Raw genomic sequence first — 19,377 nt, 5'->3', positions numbered from 1 at the left:
ATGTGTGGAAGGGGATTTTTCGGAGCGCGCCCGGCCCATTCGGCGTTAAAATCAAGGTTTGGCAACAAAGCACACCCCATGGAAAAAATACGCCTCTCCAAACTGATGTCCGAACAAGGCCTGTGCTCGCGCCGGGAAGCGGATAGTTATATCGAGCAGGGGCTGGTATTCGTCGATGGCGAGCGCATCAGCGAGCTGGGCACGAAAATCTTCCCGACCCAGAAAATCACCCTGGCCAAGGGTGCGCAGGCGCAACAACAGTCGCGCGTTACCATCCTGCTGCACAAGCCGATGGGCTATGTGTCGGGCCAGGCGGAAGACGGCTACCAGCCGGCGGTGACGCTGGTCAACGCGGCTTCCCGCTTCAGCGAAGACAAAGCGCCCGTGCGCTTTACCCCCAACCACCTGAAAGGCCTGGCGCCGGCCGGCCGGCTGGACATCGATTCCACCGGGCTCCTGGTGCTGACGCAGGACGGGCGCGTCGCAAAACTGCTGATCGGCGACAACTCCAAGATCGAAAAGGAATACCTGGTACGGGTGCAGGGCAAGCTATCGGAGCAAGGATTGAAACTTCTCAATCACGGCCTGTCGCTGGACGACCAACCACTGAAGCCGGCCAAGGTCAGCTGGCAAAACGAAGACCAGCTGCGCTTCGTGCTGCGCGAAGGCAAAAAGCGCCAGATCCGCCGCATGTGCGAATTGGTCGGGCTGAAAGTGGTCGGGCTGAAACGGGTGCGCATCGGCCAGGTGAAGCTGGCCGACCTTCCGCCGGGGCAATGGCGCTATCTCCGTGAAAACGAACGTTTTTGAGCTTGCAACCTCAAACAATTCGTGGGGAAAATAGCGTAATTCTTCCGATGCCTAGAATATGCAAAACCACAAGGAAATCGTACGCAACTTTTACGACGCCATCTGGAATAACGCCGACAAGACCGTGATTCCGGATTTGCTGACCGAGGACTTTCTGTTCCGGGGTTCGCTCGGCCTGATGCAGCGCGGCCATGACGGTTTCGCAAACTTCATGGATCAAGTCCGTGCCGCGCTGGGGGAATATCGCTGCGACATCGTCGATATGGCGGCAGAAGGCAATAAGGTGTTTGCCCGCATGCTTTATTCCGGCGTACATCGCGGCGATTTGTTCGGCTACGCGGCCACTCACGCCAGAATCAAATGGGACGGGGTCGCGATTTTCACTTTCCGCGACGGCAAGATCTCCGAGCTGTGGGTATTGTGGGACGTCAACGACGTGATGAAGCAGCTGGCACGCTTCGTCATGGATTGACCGCACCGCCACCTCCGGCTTTAACGCCCTGAAAAATGCCTGGGCGCCGGTTTCTTGAAACCGCGCACCTTGGGCGTCCCTTCCATCGGTCGATGCTTGCCGCCCGCCGGTTTCGCCACTGTCGGTTGCCAGCTTGGCACCAGATGCTTCTTGCCGTTGCCGATCAAATCCGCACGTCCCATTTCCTTCAACGCGTCGCGTAATAGAGGCCAGTTGTTGGGGTCGTGGTAGCGCAGAAAAGCCTTGTGCAGCCGGCGCTTGCCACCCGCCTTGGGGATCACCACATCCTCGCTGGATTTGGTGACTTTGCGCAACGGGTTCTTGCCGGAGTGGTACATCGCTGTCGCCATTGCCATCGGCGTCGGCGTGAAGGTTTGCACCTGGTCGAGGCGGAAATTGTTCTGCTTCAGCCACAGCGCGAGATTCAGCATGTCTTCGTCCGTCGTGCCGGGATGCGAGGCGATGAAGTACGGGATCAGGTATTGCTCCTTGCCCGCTTCCTTGCTGAAACGCTCGAACATTTCCTTGAATTTCTGATATGCGCCCATGCCGGGCTTCATCATCTTGGAAAGGACGTTTTCCTCGGAGTGCTCGGGGGCGATCTTGAGATAGCCGCCAACGTGATGCTGCACCAGCTCCTTCACGTATTCGGGCGACTTCACCGCCAGGTCATACCGCAGGCCCGAGCTGATCAGGATCTTCTTCACCCCGGGAGTCGCGCGCGCCTTGCGGTAGAGCTGCACCAATGAAGAATGGTCCGTGTTCAGGTTGTCGCAGATATCGGGATAGACGCACGACAGCTTGCGGCAGGACTGTTCGATCTTCTCGCTCTTGCAGGCCAGCCGGTACATGTTGGCTGTCGGTCCGCCGAGGTCGGAGATCGTGCCGGTGAAGCCTTCCACCTTGTCGCGGATCTCTTCGATCTCGTGCAGGATGGATTCTTCGGAACGGCTCTGGATGATGCGGCCTTCATGCTCGGTGATCGAGCAGAAGGTGCAGCCGCCGAAGCAGCCACGCATGATGTTGACCGAGAAGCGGATCATTTCCCATGCCGGGATTTTTGCTCCCTTGTACGCCGGATGCGGCGCCCGCGCATAGTGCAGATCGTAGATGTAATCCATTTCCCGGGTAGTCAGTGGAATCGGGGGCGGATTGAGCCACACCTCGCGATCACCGTGGCGCTGGATCAGTGCACGGGCGTTGCCGGGATTGGATTCGAGATGCAGCACGCGCGAGGCATGCGCATACATCACCGGATTCACCGACACCAGCTCGTAATCCGGCAGGCGCACCACCTGACGCTCGCGCGGCACGCGGGCCGGGCGATGAATGGTAATGGGCTTGGCGTTGGGAGCATCCGGCACCCCATCCGAAGCGCAGGCCGCGCCTTCGCTCATCTGCATCGCATACGGATCAGGATGCGGATCGACGCGGCCGGGGCGATCCATCATTGCCGAATCGACTTCCAGCCAGTCTTCAGGCACGGATTTGCGCAGGAAAGCCGTGCCGCGCAAGTCGGTGATATCGTGGATATGTTCTCCGGCGGCAAGCCGGTGCGTCAGCTCGACCAGCGCGCGCTCGGCGTTGCCGTACAGCAGGAGATCGGCCTTGGAGTCGACTAGGACAGAGCGACGCACCTTGTCCGACCAGTAGTCGTAGTGCGCGATACGCCTTAAGGAGGCCTCGATACTGCCGATAACGACAGGTACATCGGAAAAAGCTTCGCGGCAGCGCTGCGAATACACCAGCACGGCGCGATCCGGCCGCTTGCCGGGTGCGGCATCGGGAGTGTACGCGTCGTCGGATCGGATTTTGCGGTCGGCAGTGTAGCGGTTGACCATCGAATCCATGTTGCCTGCCGTCACGCCGAAATACAGGTTGGGCTTGCCCAGTTTTCTGAACGCTTCTGCCGACTGCCAATCGGGCTGCGCAATGATGCCGACGCGGAAGCCCTGCGCCTCCAGCAATCGTCCGATCAGCGCCATGCCGAAACTGGGGTGATCGATATAGGCGTCGCCGGTGACCAGGATAACGTCGCACGAATCCCAGCCGAGCGTATCCATCTCGGCGCGCGACATGGGAAAGAAAGGCGCGGTGCCGAAACGCTTGGCCCAGTACGGGCGATAAGAAGGCAGGAGCTTGGGTGTTTCCATAACCGAGCATTTTACTATGGAAATCAGTAATTTCCGAACTTTTGTTTGCCACCCCACGTCAATTAGATGAGCTAAATGAACAGGATAGGTTGAGCATGCAATACGTCCAGAGCCCGCCGCCGGTGTACACGCCGACGTCGCCGACAGGGACCGTAACGGCATCCGATGCGGTTAAGGCTGTGCGCCCGGTCACGCCACAAGCCTCGCCTGAAGCCCCGATCCAGCGCCTGGATACCCGCTTGCCGGCACTGGAGCAGCGCTGGACGTCGCGCCCCATGGCAGTTGAAAGCGAACGCCGCAAGATGTGCCGCCGCATTCAACACGAACCAGTGCTGGAAGAACTGCGCTCCGGCATCGATCGCCGCCGCCGCAACCAACGCAGAAACGATTTGACCACGGCCATCGACGAAAGAATCTGAGCCTGCCAGACCCGGATCCCGACTCGCCCCTCCAGCCACTCAGTAAACCTGCTATTCAAGAGTCACAGCCTTAAGCCGCATTCTGACAATGCGCGAAAAAGTGTGGGAGAATGCCCAACTAAAAATTCATTCCCCAAATGAAGAAAAAATTTTCCACACTCTGGCGCTTCCTTCTCCCGGTCATGGTTCTTCTGGTGGCGGGGACCGCCATGCTCAGCAAACAGCAGACCTCGCAACAGCTTGAGAATATCGAGACGGCAGCGCGCGTCCAGGCCAAGACGCTGATCCGCATCCTGAATGTCACGGACGAACTGGTCGGCGAACAGGTTTATGCTTCCATGCATTTGCTCAAGGAGCGCGGCCTGCAACTCGGCATGCCGGCGATATCCGGCACTACCCGCGTGGGCGGGCGCATCGTTCCGCGCTTGATGCTGGGAGATTTGCCGCAGTCAAACCGCTTTCAGCTGGTCGATGGCGTCACCGATATCCTGGGTGGCACGGCCACCCTGTTCGTCAAGGATGGCAACGACTTCGTCCGTATCATCACCAATGTACGCCAGAAAAATGGCGAACGCGCCGTTGGCACCCTGCTCGATCCCAAAGGCAAGGCCATCGCCGCATTGCGCGACGGGCGATCCTTCCATGGCGAGGTGGACATTCTCGGTGCACCTTACATCACCCGTTACGAACCGATGCGCGATCTTCACGGCCAGGTCATCGGCGCGTGGTACGTCGGTTACAAGGTAGATATGAAGGTGCTACGCGAGGCCGTGGAGAATACGCGCTACCTTGAAGCCGGTTTCGCAGCCGTCATGGATGACCGGCAGAAAATACGCTTCCTCTCCTCGCACATGTCGCCCGCCGTCGCCGACCATTTGCTGCGCCAGCCTTCCGACGACTGGATGATCGTACGGGAAGACATCCCCAACTGGGGTTTCAGCGTAATGATCGGCTACCCGATGAGCGAAGCACGGGCAATCGGGCTGACCAAGTCCTTGTTTGCTATCCTTTCCGGCACCGTGCTCACGATACTGCTGATCGCAGTCATTCTCTGGCAAATGCGCCGCCTGATTCTCAACCCGATAGGCAGCGACCCGGCGCTCGCCATCGAAGTCGTGCAACGCATCGCCGCAGGCAACCTGGAACTCGATGACCTCCAGGCACCCAAGGGCACGCTGATGGCCAATGTGCTGCGCATGCGCAGCAAACTGGGCGAGATGCTGGACACCCTGCGGCAGAACGCGGAGCGGATGGGCCTTTCGGCCAGCGTGTTCGAACATACGCGCGACGGCATTTTCATCGCCGACACGGCGACGCGCATCATCGAAATCAACCCGGCTTTCAGCCTGATCACCGGCTACGGTCGCGAGGAAGCGCTCGGGCGTACTCCCGCAGAACTGGGCTTCGCCTCGGCCGAACCGCACTTCTTCGCGCACATCTGGCAAAGCCCGGATGCCGTCGGGGAATGGCGCGGCGAGAGCTGGAGCCGGCGCAAAACCGGTGACAGCTATCCTGCCTGGCTGGAGCTTTTCATCGTCAAGAAAGAAGACGGGCTGGCCAATTATGTCGGCGTTTTTTCCGACATCACCCTCGCCAAGGCGCAGCAGCAGAATCTGGAGCACATGGCATACCACGACGCGCTCACGCAACTGCCGAACCGTACCTTGCTGGACGACCGTCTGCACCAAGCGGTGGCGCGCGCGAATCGCTCGGGAGAAATCCTGGCGGTCTGCTATTTCGATCTCGATGGATTCAAGCCGATCAACGACAATTTCGGCCATGACGCCGGCGACCAGTTGCTGGTGGAGCTGGCCCAGCGTGTACGCAACTGCCTGCGCGAATCCGACACGGTGGCGCGGCTGGGCGGCGACGAGTTCGCACTGCTGCTGTGCAATCTGCAATCCATTGAAGAGTGCGAGCAAACGCTGACGCGGCTGGTGGTCGCCATCAAGGCGCCTTTCCAGCTGGTCGAAAAGACCGTACAGATCTCGGCCAGCATCGGCTATACCCTGTTTCCGATGGATGACAGCGAACCCGATACCTTGCTGCGCCATGCCGACCATGCCATGTACCAGGCCAAAGTGAGCGGCGGCAGCCGTTTTCATTTGTTCGATACCGAACATAACCGCCAGACGCGCGATCGCCGCCAGGAACGCGCGCGCATCGAAACTGCACTTCCCAACGGCGAATTCCGGCTCTTTTACCAGCCCAAGGTCAACATGCGCCACGGCCGGGTCGTTGGTGCGGAAGCCCTGATACGTTGGGAGCACCCTGAAACGGGACTGCGTTCGCCGGCGGAGTTCCTTCCGCTCGTGGAGGACACCGATTTCGTGATTCCGTTAGGCGAATGGGTCATTCGAGAGACGCTGCGCCAGATCAGCGCCTGGCGCAAGAGCGGGCTGGAACTGCAGGTGAGTGTCAATATCGCGCCGCGCCACATGATGCAGAAGAATTTCGCCGCCCGACTTGCCGAGCTCTTGCAAGAATATCCTGACGTTTCCCCAGCGTTGCTGGAACTGGAAATTACGGAAACCGCCGCCATCGAGGATATCGCCGGCGTCGCGCAGATGATCAATAGCTGCAAGCTGCTGGGCGTGACCTTCGCGCTCGACGATTTCGGCGTGGGCTATTCTTCGCTCACTTACATGCGCCGCCTGCCGGTGGAGGTCATCAAGATCGACCAGTCCTTCGTGCGCGACATGCTGCATGACGCAGACGACCTGGCGGTGGTAGCCGGCGTGATCAGCCTGAGCCGCGAATTCCAGCGCCAGGTGGTTGCCGAGGGCGTAGAAACGGCAGATCACGGCCTGAACCTGCTGCGCATGGGTTGCACCATCGCGCAGGGCTACGGCATTGCCCGGCCCATGCCTGCCGATGTCATTCCGGCCTGGGTGGAATCCTACATGCCCGACGCAAGCTGGGACGAAGGCTCGCTGTAAATCATTTTCGCCGCGGACGCTCACCGCACCTGGCGCCGATGGTAACTGCCGATCCAGCCCAGCACCTGTTCCGGCGCAAGCGGAGGCGCGACACCATAGCCCTGCACGATTTCGCAGCCTAGCGCCAGCAGCTTCTCGCCGTGCCGATGGGACTCAACACCTTCGGCGATCACCTTGTGGCCAAAAATCCTGGCGAGCTTGACGATGGCTTCGACAATCGCCTCGTCTTCCTTATCGACCAACATATTGCGCACGAAGGACTGATCGATCTTGAGCGTTCGCGCGGGCAGCCGCTTGAGGTAGGAAAGCGAGGAATAACCCGTCCCGAAATCGTCGAGCGCGAAACAGACGCCCAGGCGCTCGCGGGCAATCCGGACAACATCGGCTGTCTGGATGGTTTCCAGGGCGGAAGTTTCGAGAATTTCCAGTTCGAGCTGCTCCGACGAAACGTCCGGATATGCCGCGAGCTGGCCCTCCAGCTTGTCGATGAAATCCGCGCATTGAATCTGCCGGGCCGCCACATTGGCGCTGACCTGGATTTTTTCGCCCCGCTGCTGCCAGGCGCGGATTTGCCTGAGCGTGCGATCGATGACCCAGTCGCCTATGCGGATGATCAGGTCGTGCTCTTCGACCAGCGGCAGGAATTCATGCGGCTCCAGCAAGCCCCGTTCCGGATGGCGCCAGCGTATCAGCGCTTCCATCCCTTCAACCCGGCCACTCAGCAAATTGACCTTGGGCTGGAAGTAGAGACAGAACTCATCGTTTACCAGCGCAGCTTCGATGCGCTCTATCTGCTTGAAAAGCAGTTGCACCTCGCGATCGAGCTTGGCATCGAACAGGTGGTAGCGATTTTTTCCGGCCTTCTTCGCTTCGTACATGGCGAGATCGGCGTGGCGGATCAGGGCGTCGGCATCCACATCGTCGACGGGGAAGATCGTCAGGCCGATGCTGGCCGAGATGTTGCACTCGATTTCGTCGATGACGAATGGCTCGGCGACGGCTGCGTTGATTCTGGAAAGGATGAGACCTATCTGGTCCATATCGCGGAGATTGTTGAGCAGGATCACAAACTCGTCGCCGCCAAAGCGCGACAGGGTATCGCCGGCCTTGACCACCGACGCGAGACGCTTGGCTACCTCGACGAGCAGCTTGTTGCCTGTTGCATGGCCGTACATATCGTTGACGAACTTGAAGCCGTCGATATCGAGAAAACACACCGCAAGCAGGCGCCCATTGCCACGCGTCTGTTGGCAGCATTCGTTCAGTCGTTCGGCCAGCAGCGTGCGGTTGGGCAGGCCGGTCAGGGCATCGTAATGCGCCATTTTTTCCAGCAGTTTTTCGGCATTCTTGATGTCGGTAATATCGGTGAACACGCCGACATAATGCGTCACCTTCCCTTGATCATCGCGCACCGCGCTGATCGAAAGCTCTTCCGCATACAGCTCGCCGTCTTTCTTCCGGTTCCACAGCTCGCCGTGCCAGTGGCCGGCTTCCCGCAAGCATCGCCACATGGCTTCGTAGAACTCTTCGCTCTGCTGGTCCGAGGCGAGGAAATGGGGATTCTTGCCGATCACTTCTTCGGCCGTGTAGCCGGTGATCGCGCTGAAAGCCTGATTGGCGCTGAGAATACGGTTCTCGGCATCGGTGATCACGATGCCCTCCCAGGCGTTCGTGAACACATTGGCGTGCAACCGAAGCTCAGCCACCTGCTGGTCGATGCGATCCATCATGATGTCGAATTCCTTGGCTGCGACCGCGACTTCGTCGCTGCCGGACAAGGTGGGCGAGACGTGACGCTTCTCGCCAGACTCATATAGTTTCATCGCCTTGGCCAGATAGCTGATCTTTCTCACCACCTGCCGGCTGACCAATACGTTGATCAGCGCTCCGCCCAAAACACTGACAAAGAAGAGAATGGCGACCAGCGCAACGAACAACTGGCGCAATGGCTGCAGGATGACATCCACCGGAGCCAGCTTGAAATAGCGCCAGCCCATCGGTTCCAGGGCAGTGCCGACGGCCACGTATTCCCTGCCGCCGACCATGACGCTCTTCGAAAGCGCGTGTGAGCCGGCTTGTACCGGCGATTTCAGCAGCGCCTGCAAACCGGGCTCTTCCGGTAGCCTGAAATCACTGGAGTTCTTCATCGCTTCCAATGATTTCTGCCACGCCCCGGCCAGAATGAAATTGCCTTGCTTGTCCAGCAGGAAATTCTGCGTATCGCGATATAGCTGCTGTTCCTGGAACAGGAACGACAACACCTTGCTGAGTTGCATATCCTCGCCCAGGGAACCTATCCACCGGTCATCCTGATAGAGCGGATAGATTGCGCTAACCATCCATGTATTCGTGACCGGGTCGTTCAGTGGTGGGGTAAATCCGAATTTCCGCTGCGGATTGGCCACGGGCATGGTGTACGCCACCCACGGCGTCTGCGTGTAATCGTGATCGGCCTTCTGGGTGAAAACGAAATCGGGGAATGTGGTATCGAAAATGACAATGCTGCGATACGGATCCATGTACCAGACATTTTCCACATGCCGTCTCGCCGCGGATCCAAAGGAATCCATCACGTTTTTGATACGCATATGCATGACTTTTCGCTGTTCTGTCTCTTCCCGGCTATTCGGAAGAAACACCCCGGACTCGATGTTGCCGTCGAAAGGAGGTTTGCGATTGCGCCATATGCCATCCGGGCCGAGTTCCATCCGCTGATGGAACTGCCGTATTTCATGTCCCTCGACCGGCTTTGCCAACTCGGTTTGAAGCAGCCTGGCCAGGCCTTCCAGCTTGGGCTTGCTTTCGAGCAAACGCTGCCTGGCGGCCTCAGCCTGGGAATCGGTAACGGTAACGAGCTTGGAGATTTCGTTGTCGAGGATTTGTTCGCGCGTGTAGAAGTAGAGCGCAACGGATGCCGGTATCGCTGTCAGCAGGATGCTGGCGATCACGATCAGCACGAGTTTTCTGTTGATATTCATTACCTTATTGTCATGGCCAGCCGCTTCATACCATCACAATCACCGGGTCGGAACACGCTTTCACCTGGCCATGCCTGTCCAGATGCTGGCTCGGGCACTCAATGCGGAGGCTCCTCGAGGCCCAGCACCTCGGACTCCTCAAGAAAATGGATGAATCCCAGGCGCAACTGCTCAGGCCATTCCTGACCGAGCCTGAGCCCGATTTGGAGCAGCCGCGCCTCGATCAGTTCGGCATCCACCTCCATGAGGTCATAGGTGATCTTGACCAAGTCACCATCCGCATGGATTTCATGCACGCCCATCATGCCTCGCAAATCGTCGCAAAGCAGATCGGCCTCTTGGGAAGACAAAGGCTGGGCGAGCCTGAAGCTGCGTCTTTTCATGACCTGCACGCCTCTTTGCCTGGGGGATGGATGCCCCGGATAGCCAATATACAGATACGGGGTCGCGGTAAAACGCTCACGGCATTGCGCTGAACAGAAAACATAGCGTATGCCCTCGTAGAGGGTGGCAATTGCATCGCCCTCGACGGTCATGCCGCATACCGGATCCTTGTCGATATCGCTCAACGGATGATGCCAGTCCATTTCACTCGCCCCTTGCCGCTTTTACTTTTGACAGCTCTATCCTGCTGGCGTGCTTCGTCTCGGGAGCCTGCAGGTCATCCGCGCCTGGCGGATGACCTGCAGCGCGGAACTCATGAACAACGCCGCGATGAGCGTGCCCACGAGGATGTCCGGCCATCGAGACGCCAGCGCATAACTCGTCCCCGCCGCCAGCAGAACGCCGGTATTGGCGATGAGATCATTGCGCGAGCACAGCCAGGTCGAACGCATGTTCACGTTGTCCTCGCGATGCGTGTACAGCAGGTAAAAACACAACAGGTTGGCGGCCAGCGCCAGCGCGCCGACGACGCCCATGGTGGCCGCTTCCGGCATAACCGGGTGCAGCGTCTTGTAAGCGGCCTCAACCAGCACCCCCAGCCCGAACGCCAGCATGATCGCGCCCTTGACCAGCGCCACCGCGCCCTGCGCACGCTGACTGCGCGCCAGCACGTAGAGGCTCATCGCATACACCGTGGCATCGCCGAACATGTCCAGCGAATCCGCCAGCAGCGATGTCGAGTGCGCCAGCCAGCCGAAAACGCCTTCGACGGCGAACATCACGATGTTGACCGCCAGCACGATTTGCAGCACGCGCCGGTGTTTTATGCGCAGCGCGGTGATTTCGCAGGATTTGTCTTCGCAGCAGCCGGCCAAGGTTCACTCCTATTCCACCGAGAACACCTTGGGAGTCTCCCCCGCTTTGGGGATCGTGTAAACCGTCAACGTCCCCTTCTTCATCTCGCCCATGCCAGGCGAATTGAGCGGCATGCCGGGCACACTAATACCGGCGATGGCGGGCTTTTCCCTGAGCAGCGTGTTGATCGCGCTCGCCGGCACATGGCCCTCGACCACATAACCGTTGACCAGCGCGGTATGGCAACTGGCGACGCGGGTCACGCCGTAGCGCTTCTTGATGCCATCCATGTCGGCTTGGTCATAAGACTTGACCGCGAATCCGTTTGCTTTCAGATACTCGACATATTTCACGCAGCAGCCGCAATTCGGGCTCTTGTAGAGGGTGACGGCCGGGCCGGCAAAAGCAGAGACCGAACTCAAAAGAAGTGCAATCGCGCCAACGCGCATCCATCGTTTCATGGTTTTCTCCTGTTCAAATATCAGTGGGCATGCCCTTCGTGGGAATGCCCGTGGACGTCATCAGCGGGAGGCGTGGCATCCACATGAGGATGCGTGTCGGCCTCTATCGCGACACCGTGCGCATGCTCATGCCTTTGGCCGGATTCCACGGCGGGCAGCGAGAGCACGCCCAAGCCATGCCGGTACACCAGCTCCGCGCCATGCCAGGCGGTAACGGCAACCAGAACCCAGGCTCCGATCACCGCCCCCGCGAACCACCAAGCCGGCACCGTATCCACCTTGCTGCGCCAGGCGTCCCAACCGGCCAGCACGGCAATAACCGCCACCGTCGCCAGCGCCCAGGCACGGTGTGCCAGCATGGCAACGTGGCCGGCCTCGTCATGGTTGACGCTGTTGAACGCCTGCCAGCCGAAAAACGCCGTCGGCAGCGCCGCCAACGCCCCCAGCCACAGCGTGGTGTGGGCGAGGATGGCGCAATGCGTGGCGCACGCCTTACCGCGCGTCGCTAGCGCCGCCACATGGAAGACCGCCGATACTGCAATCAGGGCGATGGGAAAATGCACCAGCACCGGATGCAGGTTAGGGATGATTTCAGGCATGTTCACCCTTTCGATTGATTGAATATTCCTTCACCAACGCATAAATGGCCGGAATCACGATCAGCGTCAGCACGGTGGAGGACACCATGCCGCCCACCATCGGCGCGGCAATGCGCCGCATCACTTCCGAACCGGTGCCGCTGCTCCACATGATGGGCAGCAGGCCGGCCATGATCGCCACCACGGTCATCATCTTGGGGCGTACCCGTTCCACCGCGCCCTCCATGACCGCCGCATACAGATCATGAACGTTAAACGGTCGGCCTTCCGCCTCGCGTTTCGCCTTGAGCTCGTCGTAAGCGTGGTTGAGGTAGATCAGCATGATGACGCCGGTTTCCGCCGCCACGCCGGCCAGCGCGATAAATCCGACCGCTACCGCGACGGAAAGGTTATAGCCCAGCCAGTACATCAGCCACACCCCGCCCACCAGAGCGAACGGTACCGATAGCATGACAATCAGCGTCTCCGTCAAGCGCCGGAAGTTGATATAGAGCAGCACAAAAATGATGAACAGCGTCAGCGGCACCACCAGCTTGAGGCGCTCCTTGGCGCGCTCCATGTACTCGAACTGGCCGCTCCAGGTCGCGTAATAACCGGGCTGGAATTTAACCTTTTCGCGCACCGCCTTTTGCGCGTCCGCCACATAACCGCCGATGTCGCGGTCGCGTATATCGACATAGATATACGCCGACAACAGTGCGTTCTCGGTACGGATGCCGGGCGGGCCTTTTTCCAGCGAGACGCGCGCCAGCTGGCCGAGTGGAATCAACGCACCGCCCGCCGTCGGCACCAGCACCTGGCGGGCAATGGCGTCCGGATCGGAACGCAGTTCGCGCGGGTAGCGCGTGATGACGCCGAAACGCTCGCGCCCTTCCACCGTGGTGGTAATGGTCTCACCGCCCAACGCACCTCCGATCACATCCTGTATCTCACCCACAGTCAGGCCGTAGCGCGCGAGCTGCGCACGGTCGGGCTCGATATTGAGGTAATAGCCGCCGGTGATGCGTTCCGCGTAGGCACTCGTCGTCCCCGGCACGGACTTGACCACGGCCTCGATTTCCTTGGCGAGCTTTTCCATTTCGCCCAGATCCTTGCCGAACACCTTGATGCCGATGGGTGTGCGGATGCCGGTGGAAAGCATGTCGATTCGCGCCTTGATCGGCATGGTCCAGGCATTGGAAACGCCCGGGATCTGCACCGCCTGATCCAGCTCGGCGATCAGCTTGTCGAGGGTCATCCCGGAACGCCACTCGGATTCCGGCTTGAGATTGATGACGGTCTCGAACATTTCCAGCGGTGCCGGGTCGGTAGCGGTGTTGGCGCGACCCGCCTTGCCGAATACCGAGGCCACCTCGGGGAAATTCCGGATGATGCGATTCTGCGTCTGCATGGTCTCCGCCGCCTTGGTGACGGACATGCCGGGCAGGCTGGCCGGCATATAGAGCAGCGTGCCTTCGTTCAGGGCCGGCATAAACTCGCTGCCAAGCCGGGTGAACGGGTAAACCGATACGGCCAGCGCCAGCACGGCGGCGAAAATGGTCAGTTTCTTCCAGCGCATCACCCAGGCGATGACCGGCCGATAAATCCAGATCAGGAAACGATTCACCGGATTCTTGCGCTCCGGGATGATCCTGCCGCGCACGAACAGCAGCATCAGCACCGGCACCAGCGTAATCGACAGCAGCGCCGCGCCCGCCATGGAGAAGGTCTTGGTATAGGCCAGCGGCTGGAACAGGCGCCCTTCCTGCGCTTCCAGCGTGAATACCGGCAGGAAGGACACCGTGATAATCAGCAAGCTGAAGAACAGCGCCGGGCCGACTTCCCGGCAGGCGTTGATCATCAACTGCACGCGATTGGCATCAGGCGGCGCGCGCTCAAGGTGCTTGTGCGCGTTTTCTATCATCACAATCGCCGCGTCCACCATCGCGCCGATGGCGATGGCGATACCCCCCAGGCTCATGATGTTGGAGTTAAGGCCCAGCCAGCGCATCAGGATGAAGGCAATCAGCACCCCTACCGGCAGCATGATGATCGCCACCAGCGCGCTCCGCACATGCAGCAGGAAAAGCACGCACACCAACCCCACCACCAGGCTTTCCTCGATCAACGTCGTTTTCAGGTTATCGATGGCGCGATGGATCAACTCGGAGCGGTCGTATACCGCTTGTACCGTGACGCCCGGCGGCAGACCAGGGGCAATTTCAGCGAGTTTTTCCTTGATGTTGCCGATGACTTCGAGCGCGTTCTGCCCATAGCGTGCCATTGCGATGCCACCCACCACTTCGCCCTCGCCGTTGAGTTCCGCAATGCCGCGCCGCTCGTCCGGCGCCAGTTCTACCCGCGCCACGTCGCGCAGCAGCACCGGCGTACCGCGCTCGCTTTTCAGTACCAGCGTTTCCAGATCGCCGATGCCGCGAAGATAACCCTTGCCGCGCACCATGTACTCGGTCTCGGACATTTCCACCACGCGCCCGCCGACATCGCGATTGCTGTCGCGGATCACCTGCGTGATGCGCGATAGCGGAATGCCGTAGGCCTGAAGTTTGCGCGGATCGAGCACTACCTGGTATTGCTTGACGAAGCCGCCGATGCCGGCGACTTCGGCGACGCCGTGCGCCTTGGTCAACTGGTAGCGCAGATACCAGTCCTGAATGGTACGCAGCTCTTCCAGCGTATGGTTCTTTGCCAGCACCGCATACTGGTAGACCCAGCCGACGCCGGTGGCGTCCGGCCCCAGCGTCGGCGTCACACCGCGTGGCAGGCGGCCGGTGGCGGCATTGAGATATTCCAGCACGCGCGAACGCGCCCAGTAGATATCGGTGCCGTCCTCGAAAATCACATAGACAAAAGACGCGCCAAAGAAAGAGAAGCCGCGCACTACACGCGATTTAGGCACCGACAGCATCGCGGTAGTGAGCGGATAGGTCACCTGGTCTTCCACCACTTGCGGTGCCTGGCCGGGAACCTCGGTATAGACGATAACCTGCACGTCGGAGAGATCGGGAATCGCGTCCAGCGGTGTTTTCACCAGCGCGTAAATCCCGGCGCCGACCACGAACAGCGTCGCCAGCAGCACCAGGAAGACATTGCGTACCGACCAGGCAATGATACGTTCGAGCATATTAATGTCCCTCGTGGCCGGATGCGCCAGACGAAGCGCTTTCGCCAAAGCCGCCCAGCGCCGCCCGCAGGTTGCTCTCCGCATCGATCAGGAAGTTGGCCCGCACCACCACCATTTCGCCTTCGGCAACGCCTTGCAGCACTTCGGCATAGCCGTCGCCGCGCTGGCCCAGCTTGACTTCGCGCGGCTCGAACAAGCCTTCGGCGCGCTGCACCAGCAGCACCTGGCGCATGCCGCTGTCGAGCACCGCCGAATCCGGCACCGCCAGCACTTTGGCCTGGCCTCCGGCGGCCAGTTGCACGCTGGCGTACATGTCGGGCTTGAGCAGGCCGCCCGGATTGGCGAGCTCCACCCTCACTTTTGCGGTGCGCGTCTCGGGCGCGACGGTCGGATAAATATAGGCGACCTTGCCGCTGAATTCCTTTCCGGGATAGGCATCGACGCCAATCTTCACCGCCTGCCCGATGCGCACCTGCGCCAGATCCTGCTCGAATACATCGGCGATAAGCCAGATAGCCGAAAGATCGGCAATCCTGAACAGCGGTTCGCCCGGCATGAAACGCATTCCCTGCACAGCTGTCTTTTCCAGCACCACACCGCTGGCCGGGGCATGCAGCGTCAGCGTGCGGGTGACCTTGCCTTCCCGTTGCAGGCGCTGCAATTGCGCGTCAGAAATATCCCAGTTGCGTAGCCGTTTGAGCGCGCCTTCCGCCAGCTGGCCGACGCCCGCCAGCGATTCTTCAGTGCCGTTTTCCAGCGAATTCCTGCCTTTCCAGGCGATCAGGTATTCCTCCTGCGCGGAGACCAGCTCCGGGCTATAGACCTGCATCAGCGCCTGACCGCGCCTGACCGGCTGGCCGGTGGCGTTGACATGGAGATTCTCGATGTAACCCTCGAACTTGGCGGTGACGGTATGCAAGCGCCGCTCGTCCGCCTGAAACTGGCCGACGGCGCGCACCACCCTTGTCAGCTCGCGCATCGCGGCAGGCTCGGTACGAACGCCCAGCTTCTGGACCTTGTCCGGGCTGATACTGACCTGTCCCGGCTGTGCCACTTCGTCGGCATACACCGGGATGTAATCCATGCCCATGGAGTCCTGCTTGGGGACAGGCGAGGTATCCGGTAAGCCCATCGGATTACGGTAATACAGGATTTTGCGCTCGCCCTGCGCAGGATTTGCAGCCGGTGCAGGCGGTGCTTCGTCGGCATACACCGGAATGTAGTCCATCCCCATGTCATCCTTTTTGGGCTCCGGCGAAGTATCCGGCAAGCCCATCGGATTGCGGTAATACAGTATCTTGCGTTCAGCCTTGGCAGGGGCGGCGGATACTTCCGGCGATTCCGCCCGCTTCATCCCCAGCCAGTAGCCGGCGCCGGTTGCAGCCATCAGGCCGATCAAGCCCAGTACGGCCCAGATGCCGGTTTTTTTCATAATTCCTCTCCCACCCTGCTTTCGATTTCGGAAATACGCACTTCCTGCTCCACGCGTGCCTTTAGGCTGTCTTGCCGGGCACGCTTGATCGCGCGCTGGGCGTCGAGCAGCGTGGCAAAATCCACCTTGCCCGACTCGTAGCCGGCCAGCGCGGAACGGAATGTCAACTCGGCCTGCGGCAACAAGGTATTGGCGATCAGTTGCTCCTGCTTAACGGCTGCATCCAGTGCCGCCAGCGATTCCTGCAATTCGGCCGCCAGCTGGTTCGCCACCGCCTGCCGACGCTCCCTAGCGGCAGCCAGCATCGCGCTCGCCTCGCTTTCCTGCGAACGGCGGGTATCGAAGCGGAGGGGGATATTGAATTCCACCATCGCCTCCCAGCTATCGATGCTGCCGCCACGCTGGGTCGGCGCAATGCCGAGCGTGACATCGGGGTAGCGGTTCTTCTCCACCAGCCGCCGGTTGGCATCGGCGGCCGATACTTGCGCCGACTGCGCAGCCAGCAGCGGATTGCCATGCAGTACTTTCTCCTGCAGGACGGCGGCATCGATCTTTTCAGGGGATACGCGGCGCAGCGTCTGCGGCTCGGCAATCGGCGCAAGCTGCGGCCGCCCCAGCGCCGCATTCAGCCTGGCCATGGCGTGATGCTGCTCGGTGCCCAGACTGATAATCTCGGAACGCAGCATGGTCTTCTCGACCTGCGCCCGGATCACGTCCTGCTGCGGCGTCAGCCCGCCGGCGTAACGTGCCTGCGTGACCGCCTCCAGCTCGTTCAGCAGCCGCAGGATGTCCTCAGCCAGCTTTTTCAATCCGACGGCTTGGTAATACTGCGCATAAGCGCTTTTGATCCGGGCATGGATATCGACGACCGCTGCCTGACGGCGCCCGCGCACCTGATCCACTTGTGCCGTGGCCACCTCCTTGCGCAGATCGCGCTTGCCCCACAGCGGGATGCTCTGCATCAGGGTGTATTTGGTTCCGCTGCCCTTGCCGGGCAGCGGATTGAAACCGTCCGGCGCACCCGGCCCGGCAAAATCCTGCAACTCGACCCGCAACACCGGATCGGGCAACGCGCCCGCCGGGGCGATACGCTCGCCGGCGGCTTCGACTTCGTAGCGCATCGCGGCCAGTTCCGGGTTATGGGTATCGGCCCATTGCAGCAGTTCCTGCACATCGGCGCCGAGCGGCGCCGATGTTTCCTCCGCCTGGGCTGACGACATCGCCAGGAGGGCGACCGCCAGAGCAAGGCGTCGAAGTTGCTTGTTCGTTTTCATGGATTCACCTGTTTTCTCCATTTGGCCGGCCACTTACTTCACCGGCTTGATCTGCGTAATCAGCGGCGCACGGCCATTGACCTTTACAAACTGGAACTCGACTCGGTCACCGACATCCAGCGCATCCAGTTGCGCCTTGTCGGCGACCGCGAAAAACATGGTCATGGCGGGCCACTTCAACTCCGCGACGGCCTCATGCTTGAGCGTCACCTTGCCGCCCATCTTGTCCACGGCGACCACTTCGCCCCTTGCGGCATAACTTTTTTGTGCCTCGGCTTTGGGAGGGCGCGTATCGGCGGCGTATGCAGGCATGGCGGCGCTGCCGAGCACCCATGGTGCCAATGCGGCTATCAGGAATTTTTTCATTTCGGACTCTCCTTGTATCAGTTGTATCAATCCAGACAGGGTTCGGGCAAACCCCGGACGCATCTCGATTGCCACTGCAGCGCGCAAATACGCACTGCATCCGACAGCTAACGAACGCGTCTATTGGGTGTGCTGGAGGATGGCTGGGCAGCATGCACCCGAAACAATCAAATCGGATCGACTGCGTGACAACGCCGGAGAACCTTCAGCACTAGGCGAAGGAGGAGATGGGAGGTCGGAACAGGAAAGAGGAAAGGGATTGCGGTTTTTCGGCGATTGCCGCGGAAAATTTCGGGCTGGCCGCCATTGCCAGCATGGTAAAGGCGAACGGCACGATGGCTTGAGCCGTCACGATATGACAGGAAAAACACTTTTCGCAGGGAGTTTTTGCGGATGGAGACTTGGTCTCATGATGATCGCAGCCCGGCATCGCATCCGCCTGGTCGGCATCGGCATGCATTACCATGGCCTGACCGTGCGCATCGCACGCAGGCATGATCGATGCCGCCAGCCCGTTCAGGGGCAGGCAGATCAGCATGGCGAGCAGCACGATCAAACGGCTTAGTCTGGAATACATATTTTTATTATGCGCCTATTTTTAAAACCCTGTAAACACGGAGAAACTCCCGTAATTTCCATCTCGACGCACAGCGAGAAGCGCAATTCGCTCACCCTGCATCCGCCGGAGAATCGCCAGCCAATTGCTCCAGTATCGGGCATTCGGGACGATGATCCCCATGGCAACAATGGGCGAGCCGTTCCAACTCGGTTTTCATCGTCTGCATTTCAGCGATCTTGCGTTCGAGCTCGGCGATATGCTCCAGTGCCAGCGCCTTGACTCTCGCGCTGGAGCGCGACTGGTCGCGCCATAAACCTAGCAAATCCGCGATCTGCTTGATGGAAAATCCCAAGCCGCGCGCGCGGCGGACAAAGCGCAGGATATGCACGTCCTTGTCGGAATACATGCGATATCCCGCCAGCGTTCGCGATGCCTCCGGAATCAGGTGCATGTCTTCGTAATGCCGGATCATTTTTGCGGTCACACCTGACGCCGCGGCGGCTTCGCCGATACTCATGACACCCATCGATATCCTCCTGATCGCTGCGGCTTGAA

The 19,377-nt window shown here is 60.1% G+C and carries 16 protein-coding genes; 4 read left to right on the top strand and 12 right to left on the bottom strand.

What is annotated here, in order from left to right:
• The first annotated feature begins 78 nt into the window (after positions 1 to 78).
• Both A7976_RS04845 and A7976_RS04840 read left to right on the top strand, forming a co-directional pair.
• Positions 79 to 810 carry a pseudouridine synthase gene (locus A7976_RS04845; RefSeq protein WP_067107919.1) on the top strand — a complete coding sequence of 244 codons (732 nt, stop codon included), beginning with the start codon at positions 79 to 81 and terminating at the stop codon, positions 808 to 810.
• 58 nt (positions 811 to 868) lie between these two features.
• The gene (locus tag A7976_RS04840; RefSeq protein WP_067107916.1) at positions 869 to 1,282 is read left to right on the top strand and encodes an ester cyclase; all 414 of its coding nucleotides are present in this window, start codon (positions 869 to 871) and stop codon (positions 1,280 to 1,282) included.
• 20 nt (positions 1,283 to 1,302) lie between these two features.
• On the opposite strand, the gene A7976_RS04835 is transcribed toward A7976_RS04840, so the two are convergent.
• Positions 1,303 to 3,435, bottom strand: coding sequence for a YgiQ family radical SAM protein (locus A7976_RS04835; protein WP_067107913.1), 2,133 nt, complete (start codon positions 3,433 to 3,435; stop codon positions 1,303 to 1,305).
• A 95-nt stretch (positions 3,436 to 3,530) separates the two neighbouring features.
• Here A7976_RS04835 and A7976_RS04830 point away from each other — a divergent pair, with 95 nt between their 5' ends.
• Positions 3,531 to 3,854, top strand: coding sequence for a hypothetical protein (locus A7976_RS04830; protein WP_067107909.1), 324 nt, complete (start codon positions 3,531 to 3,533; stop codon positions 3,852 to 3,854).
• Positions 3,855 to 4,063: 209 nt separating this feature from the next.
• Entirely contained in the window at positions 4,064 to 6,793 is a 2,730-nt protein-coding gene (locus A7976_RS04825; protein ID WP_240483805.1) for an EAL domain-containing protein, read from the top strand.
• A 20-nt stretch (positions 6,794 to 6,813) separates the two neighbouring features.
• Here A7976_RS04825 and A7976_RS04820 read toward each other — a convergent pair whose 3' ends face one another.
• From A7976_RS04820 to cueR, 11 genes are all read right to left on the bottom strand, one after another.
• Positions 6,814 to 9,771, bottom strand: coding sequence for an EAL domain-containing protein (locus A7976_RS04820; RefSeq protein WP_067107904.1), 2,958 nt, complete (start codon positions 9,769 to 9,771; stop codon positions 6,814 to 6,816).
• A gap of 98 nt (positions 9,772 to 9,869) precedes the next feature.
• Positions 9,870 to 10,358, bottom strand: a complete 489-nt coding sequence (locus A7976_RS04815; protein WP_082877998.1) for a YHS domain-containing protein — start codon at positions 10,356 to 10,358, stop codon at positions 9,870 to 9,872.
• Between the two features lie 36 nt (positions 10,359 to 10,394).
• Positions 10,395 to 11,030, bottom strand: coding sequence for a cation diffusion facilitator family transporter (locus tag A7976_RS04810; protein ID WP_067107901.1), 636 nt, complete (start codon positions 11,028 to 11,030; stop codon positions 10,395 to 10,397).
• 9 nt (positions 11,031 to 11,039) lie between these two features.
• Positions 11,040 to 11,471, bottom strand: coding sequence for a DUF411 domain-containing protein (locus A7976_RS04805; RefSeq protein ID WP_067107899.1), 432 nt, complete (start codon positions 11,469 to 11,471; stop codon positions 11,040 to 11,042).
• Positions 11,472 to 11,491: 20 nt separating this feature from the next.
• Positions 11,492 to 12,070: a DUF2231 domain-containing protein gene (locus tag A7976_RS04800; RefSeq protein ID WP_067107897.1), complete on the bottom strand. Its 579-nt coding sequence runs from the start codon at positions 12,068 to 12,070 to the stop codon at positions 11,492 to 11,494.
• Entirely contained in the window at positions 12,063 to 15,191 is a 3,129-nt protein-coding gene (locus tag A7976_RS04795) for an efflux RND transporter permease subunit (RefSeq protein ID WP_067107895.1), read from the bottom strand. The genes A7976_RS04800 and A7976_RS04795 overlap by 8 nt, the downstream gene beginning before the upstream one ends.
• 1 nt (position 15,192) lies before the next feature.
• Entirely contained in the window at positions 15,193 to 16,623 is a 1,431-nt protein-coding gene (locus A7976_RS04790) for an efflux RND transporter periplasmic adaptor subunit (protein ID WP_067107892.1), read from the bottom strand.
• A complete protein-coding gene (locus tag A7976_RS04785) occupies positions 16,620 to 17,897 on the bottom strand; it encodes a TolC family protein (protein WP_067109080.1) in 1,278 nt (425 codons plus the stop codon). Before A7976_RS04785 ends, A7976_RS04790 begins: the two co-directional genes overlap by 4 nt.
• A gap of 33 nt (positions 17,898 to 17,930) precedes the next feature.
• The gene (locus A7976_RS04780) at positions 17,931 to 18,263 is read right to left on the bottom strand and encodes a copper-binding protein (RefSeq protein WP_067107889.1); all 333 of its coding nucleotides are present in this window, start codon (positions 18,261 to 18,263) and stop codon (positions 17,931 to 17,933) included.
• A 211-nt stretch (positions 18,264 to 18,474) separates the two neighbouring features.
• Positions 18,475 to 18,840, bottom strand: a complete 366-nt coding sequence (locus A7976_RS04775) for a hypothetical protein (protein ID WP_131800998.1) — start codon at positions 18,838 to 18,840, stop codon at positions 18,475 to 18,477.
• 91 nt (positions 18,841 to 18,931) lie between these two features.
• Positions 18,932 to 19,339 (bottom strand): Cu(I)-responsive transcriptional regulator, encoded by a 408-nt coding sequence (gene cueR, locus A7976_RS04770; RefSeq protein WP_067109076.1) that lies wholly within the window; start codon positions 19,337 to 19,339, stop codon positions 18,932 to 18,934.
• Positions 19,340 to 19,377: the final 38 nt, after the last annotated feature.

It is taken from the genome of Methylobacillus sp. MM3, from assembly GCF_001645185.1.
Classification (GTDB): domain Bacteria; phylum Pseudomonadota; class Gammaproteobacteria; order Burkholderiales; family Methylophilaceae; genus MM2.
The sequence above is the reverse complement of the archived record's forward strand: the minus strand, read 5'-3'. Positions and strand labels throughout refer to the sequence as shown.

Bases quoted from the DNA above. Each gene is read 5' to 3' on its own strand.
- A7976_RS04845 (WP_067107919.1), top strand. From the start codon at position 79: ATGGAAAAAATACGCCTCTCCAAACTGATGTCCGAACAAGGCCTGTGC.
- A7976_RS04840 (WP_067107916.1), top strand. From the start codon at position 869: ATGCAAAACCACAAGGAAATCGTACGCAACTTTTACGACGCCATCTGG.
- A7976_RS04835 (WP_067107913.1), bottom strand. From the start codon at position 3,435: ATGGAAACACCCAAGCTCCTGCCTTCTTATCGCCCGTACTGGGCCAAG.
- A7976_RS04830 (WP_067107909.1), top strand. From the start codon at position 3,531: ATGCAATACGTCCAGAGCCCGCCGCCGGTGTACACGCCGACGTCGCCG.
- A7976_RS04825 (WP_240483805.1), top strand. From the start codon at position 4,064: ATGCTCAGCAAACAGCAGACCTCGCAACAGCTTGAGAATATCGAGACG.
- A7976_RS04820 (WP_067107904.1), bottom strand. From the start codon at position 9,771: ATGAATATCAACAGAAAACTCGTGCTGATCGTGATCGCCAGCATCCTG.
- A7976_RS04815 (WP_082877998.1), bottom strand. From the start codon at position 10,358: ATGGACTGGCATCATCCGTTGAGCGATATCGACAAGGATCCGGTATGC.
- A7976_RS04805 (WP_067107899.1), bottom strand. From the start codon at position 11,471: ATGAAACGATGGATGCGCGTTGGCGCGATTGCACTTCTTTTGAGTTCG.
- A7976_RS04800 (WP_067107897.1), bottom strand. From the start codon at position 12,070: ATGCCTGAAATCATCCCTAACCTGCATCCGGTGCTGGTGCATTTTCCC.
- A7976_RS04795 (WP_067107895.1), bottom strand. From the start codon at position 15,191: ATGCTCGAACGTATCATTGCCTGGTCGGTACGCAATGTCTTCCTGGTG.
- A7976_RS04790 (WP_067107892.1), bottom strand. From the start codon at position 16,623: ATGAAAAAAACCGGCATCTGGGCCGTACTGGGCTTGATCGGCCTGATG.
- A7976_RS04785 (WP_067109080.1), bottom strand. From the start codon at position 17,897: ATGAAAACGAACAAGCAACTTCGACGCCTTGCTCTGGCGGTCGCCCTC.
- A7976_RS04780 (WP_067107889.1), bottom strand. From the start codon at position 18,263: ATGAAAAAATTCCTGATAGCCGCATTGGCACCATGGGTGCTCGGCAGC.
- A7976_RS04775 (WP_131800998.1), bottom strand. From the start codon at position 18,840: ATGTATTCCAGACTAAGCCGTTTGATCGTGCTGCTCGCCATGCTGATC.
- cueR (WP_067109076.1), bottom strand. From the start codon at position 19,339: ATGAGTATCGGCGAAGCCGCCGCGGCGTCAGGTGTGACCGCAAAAATG.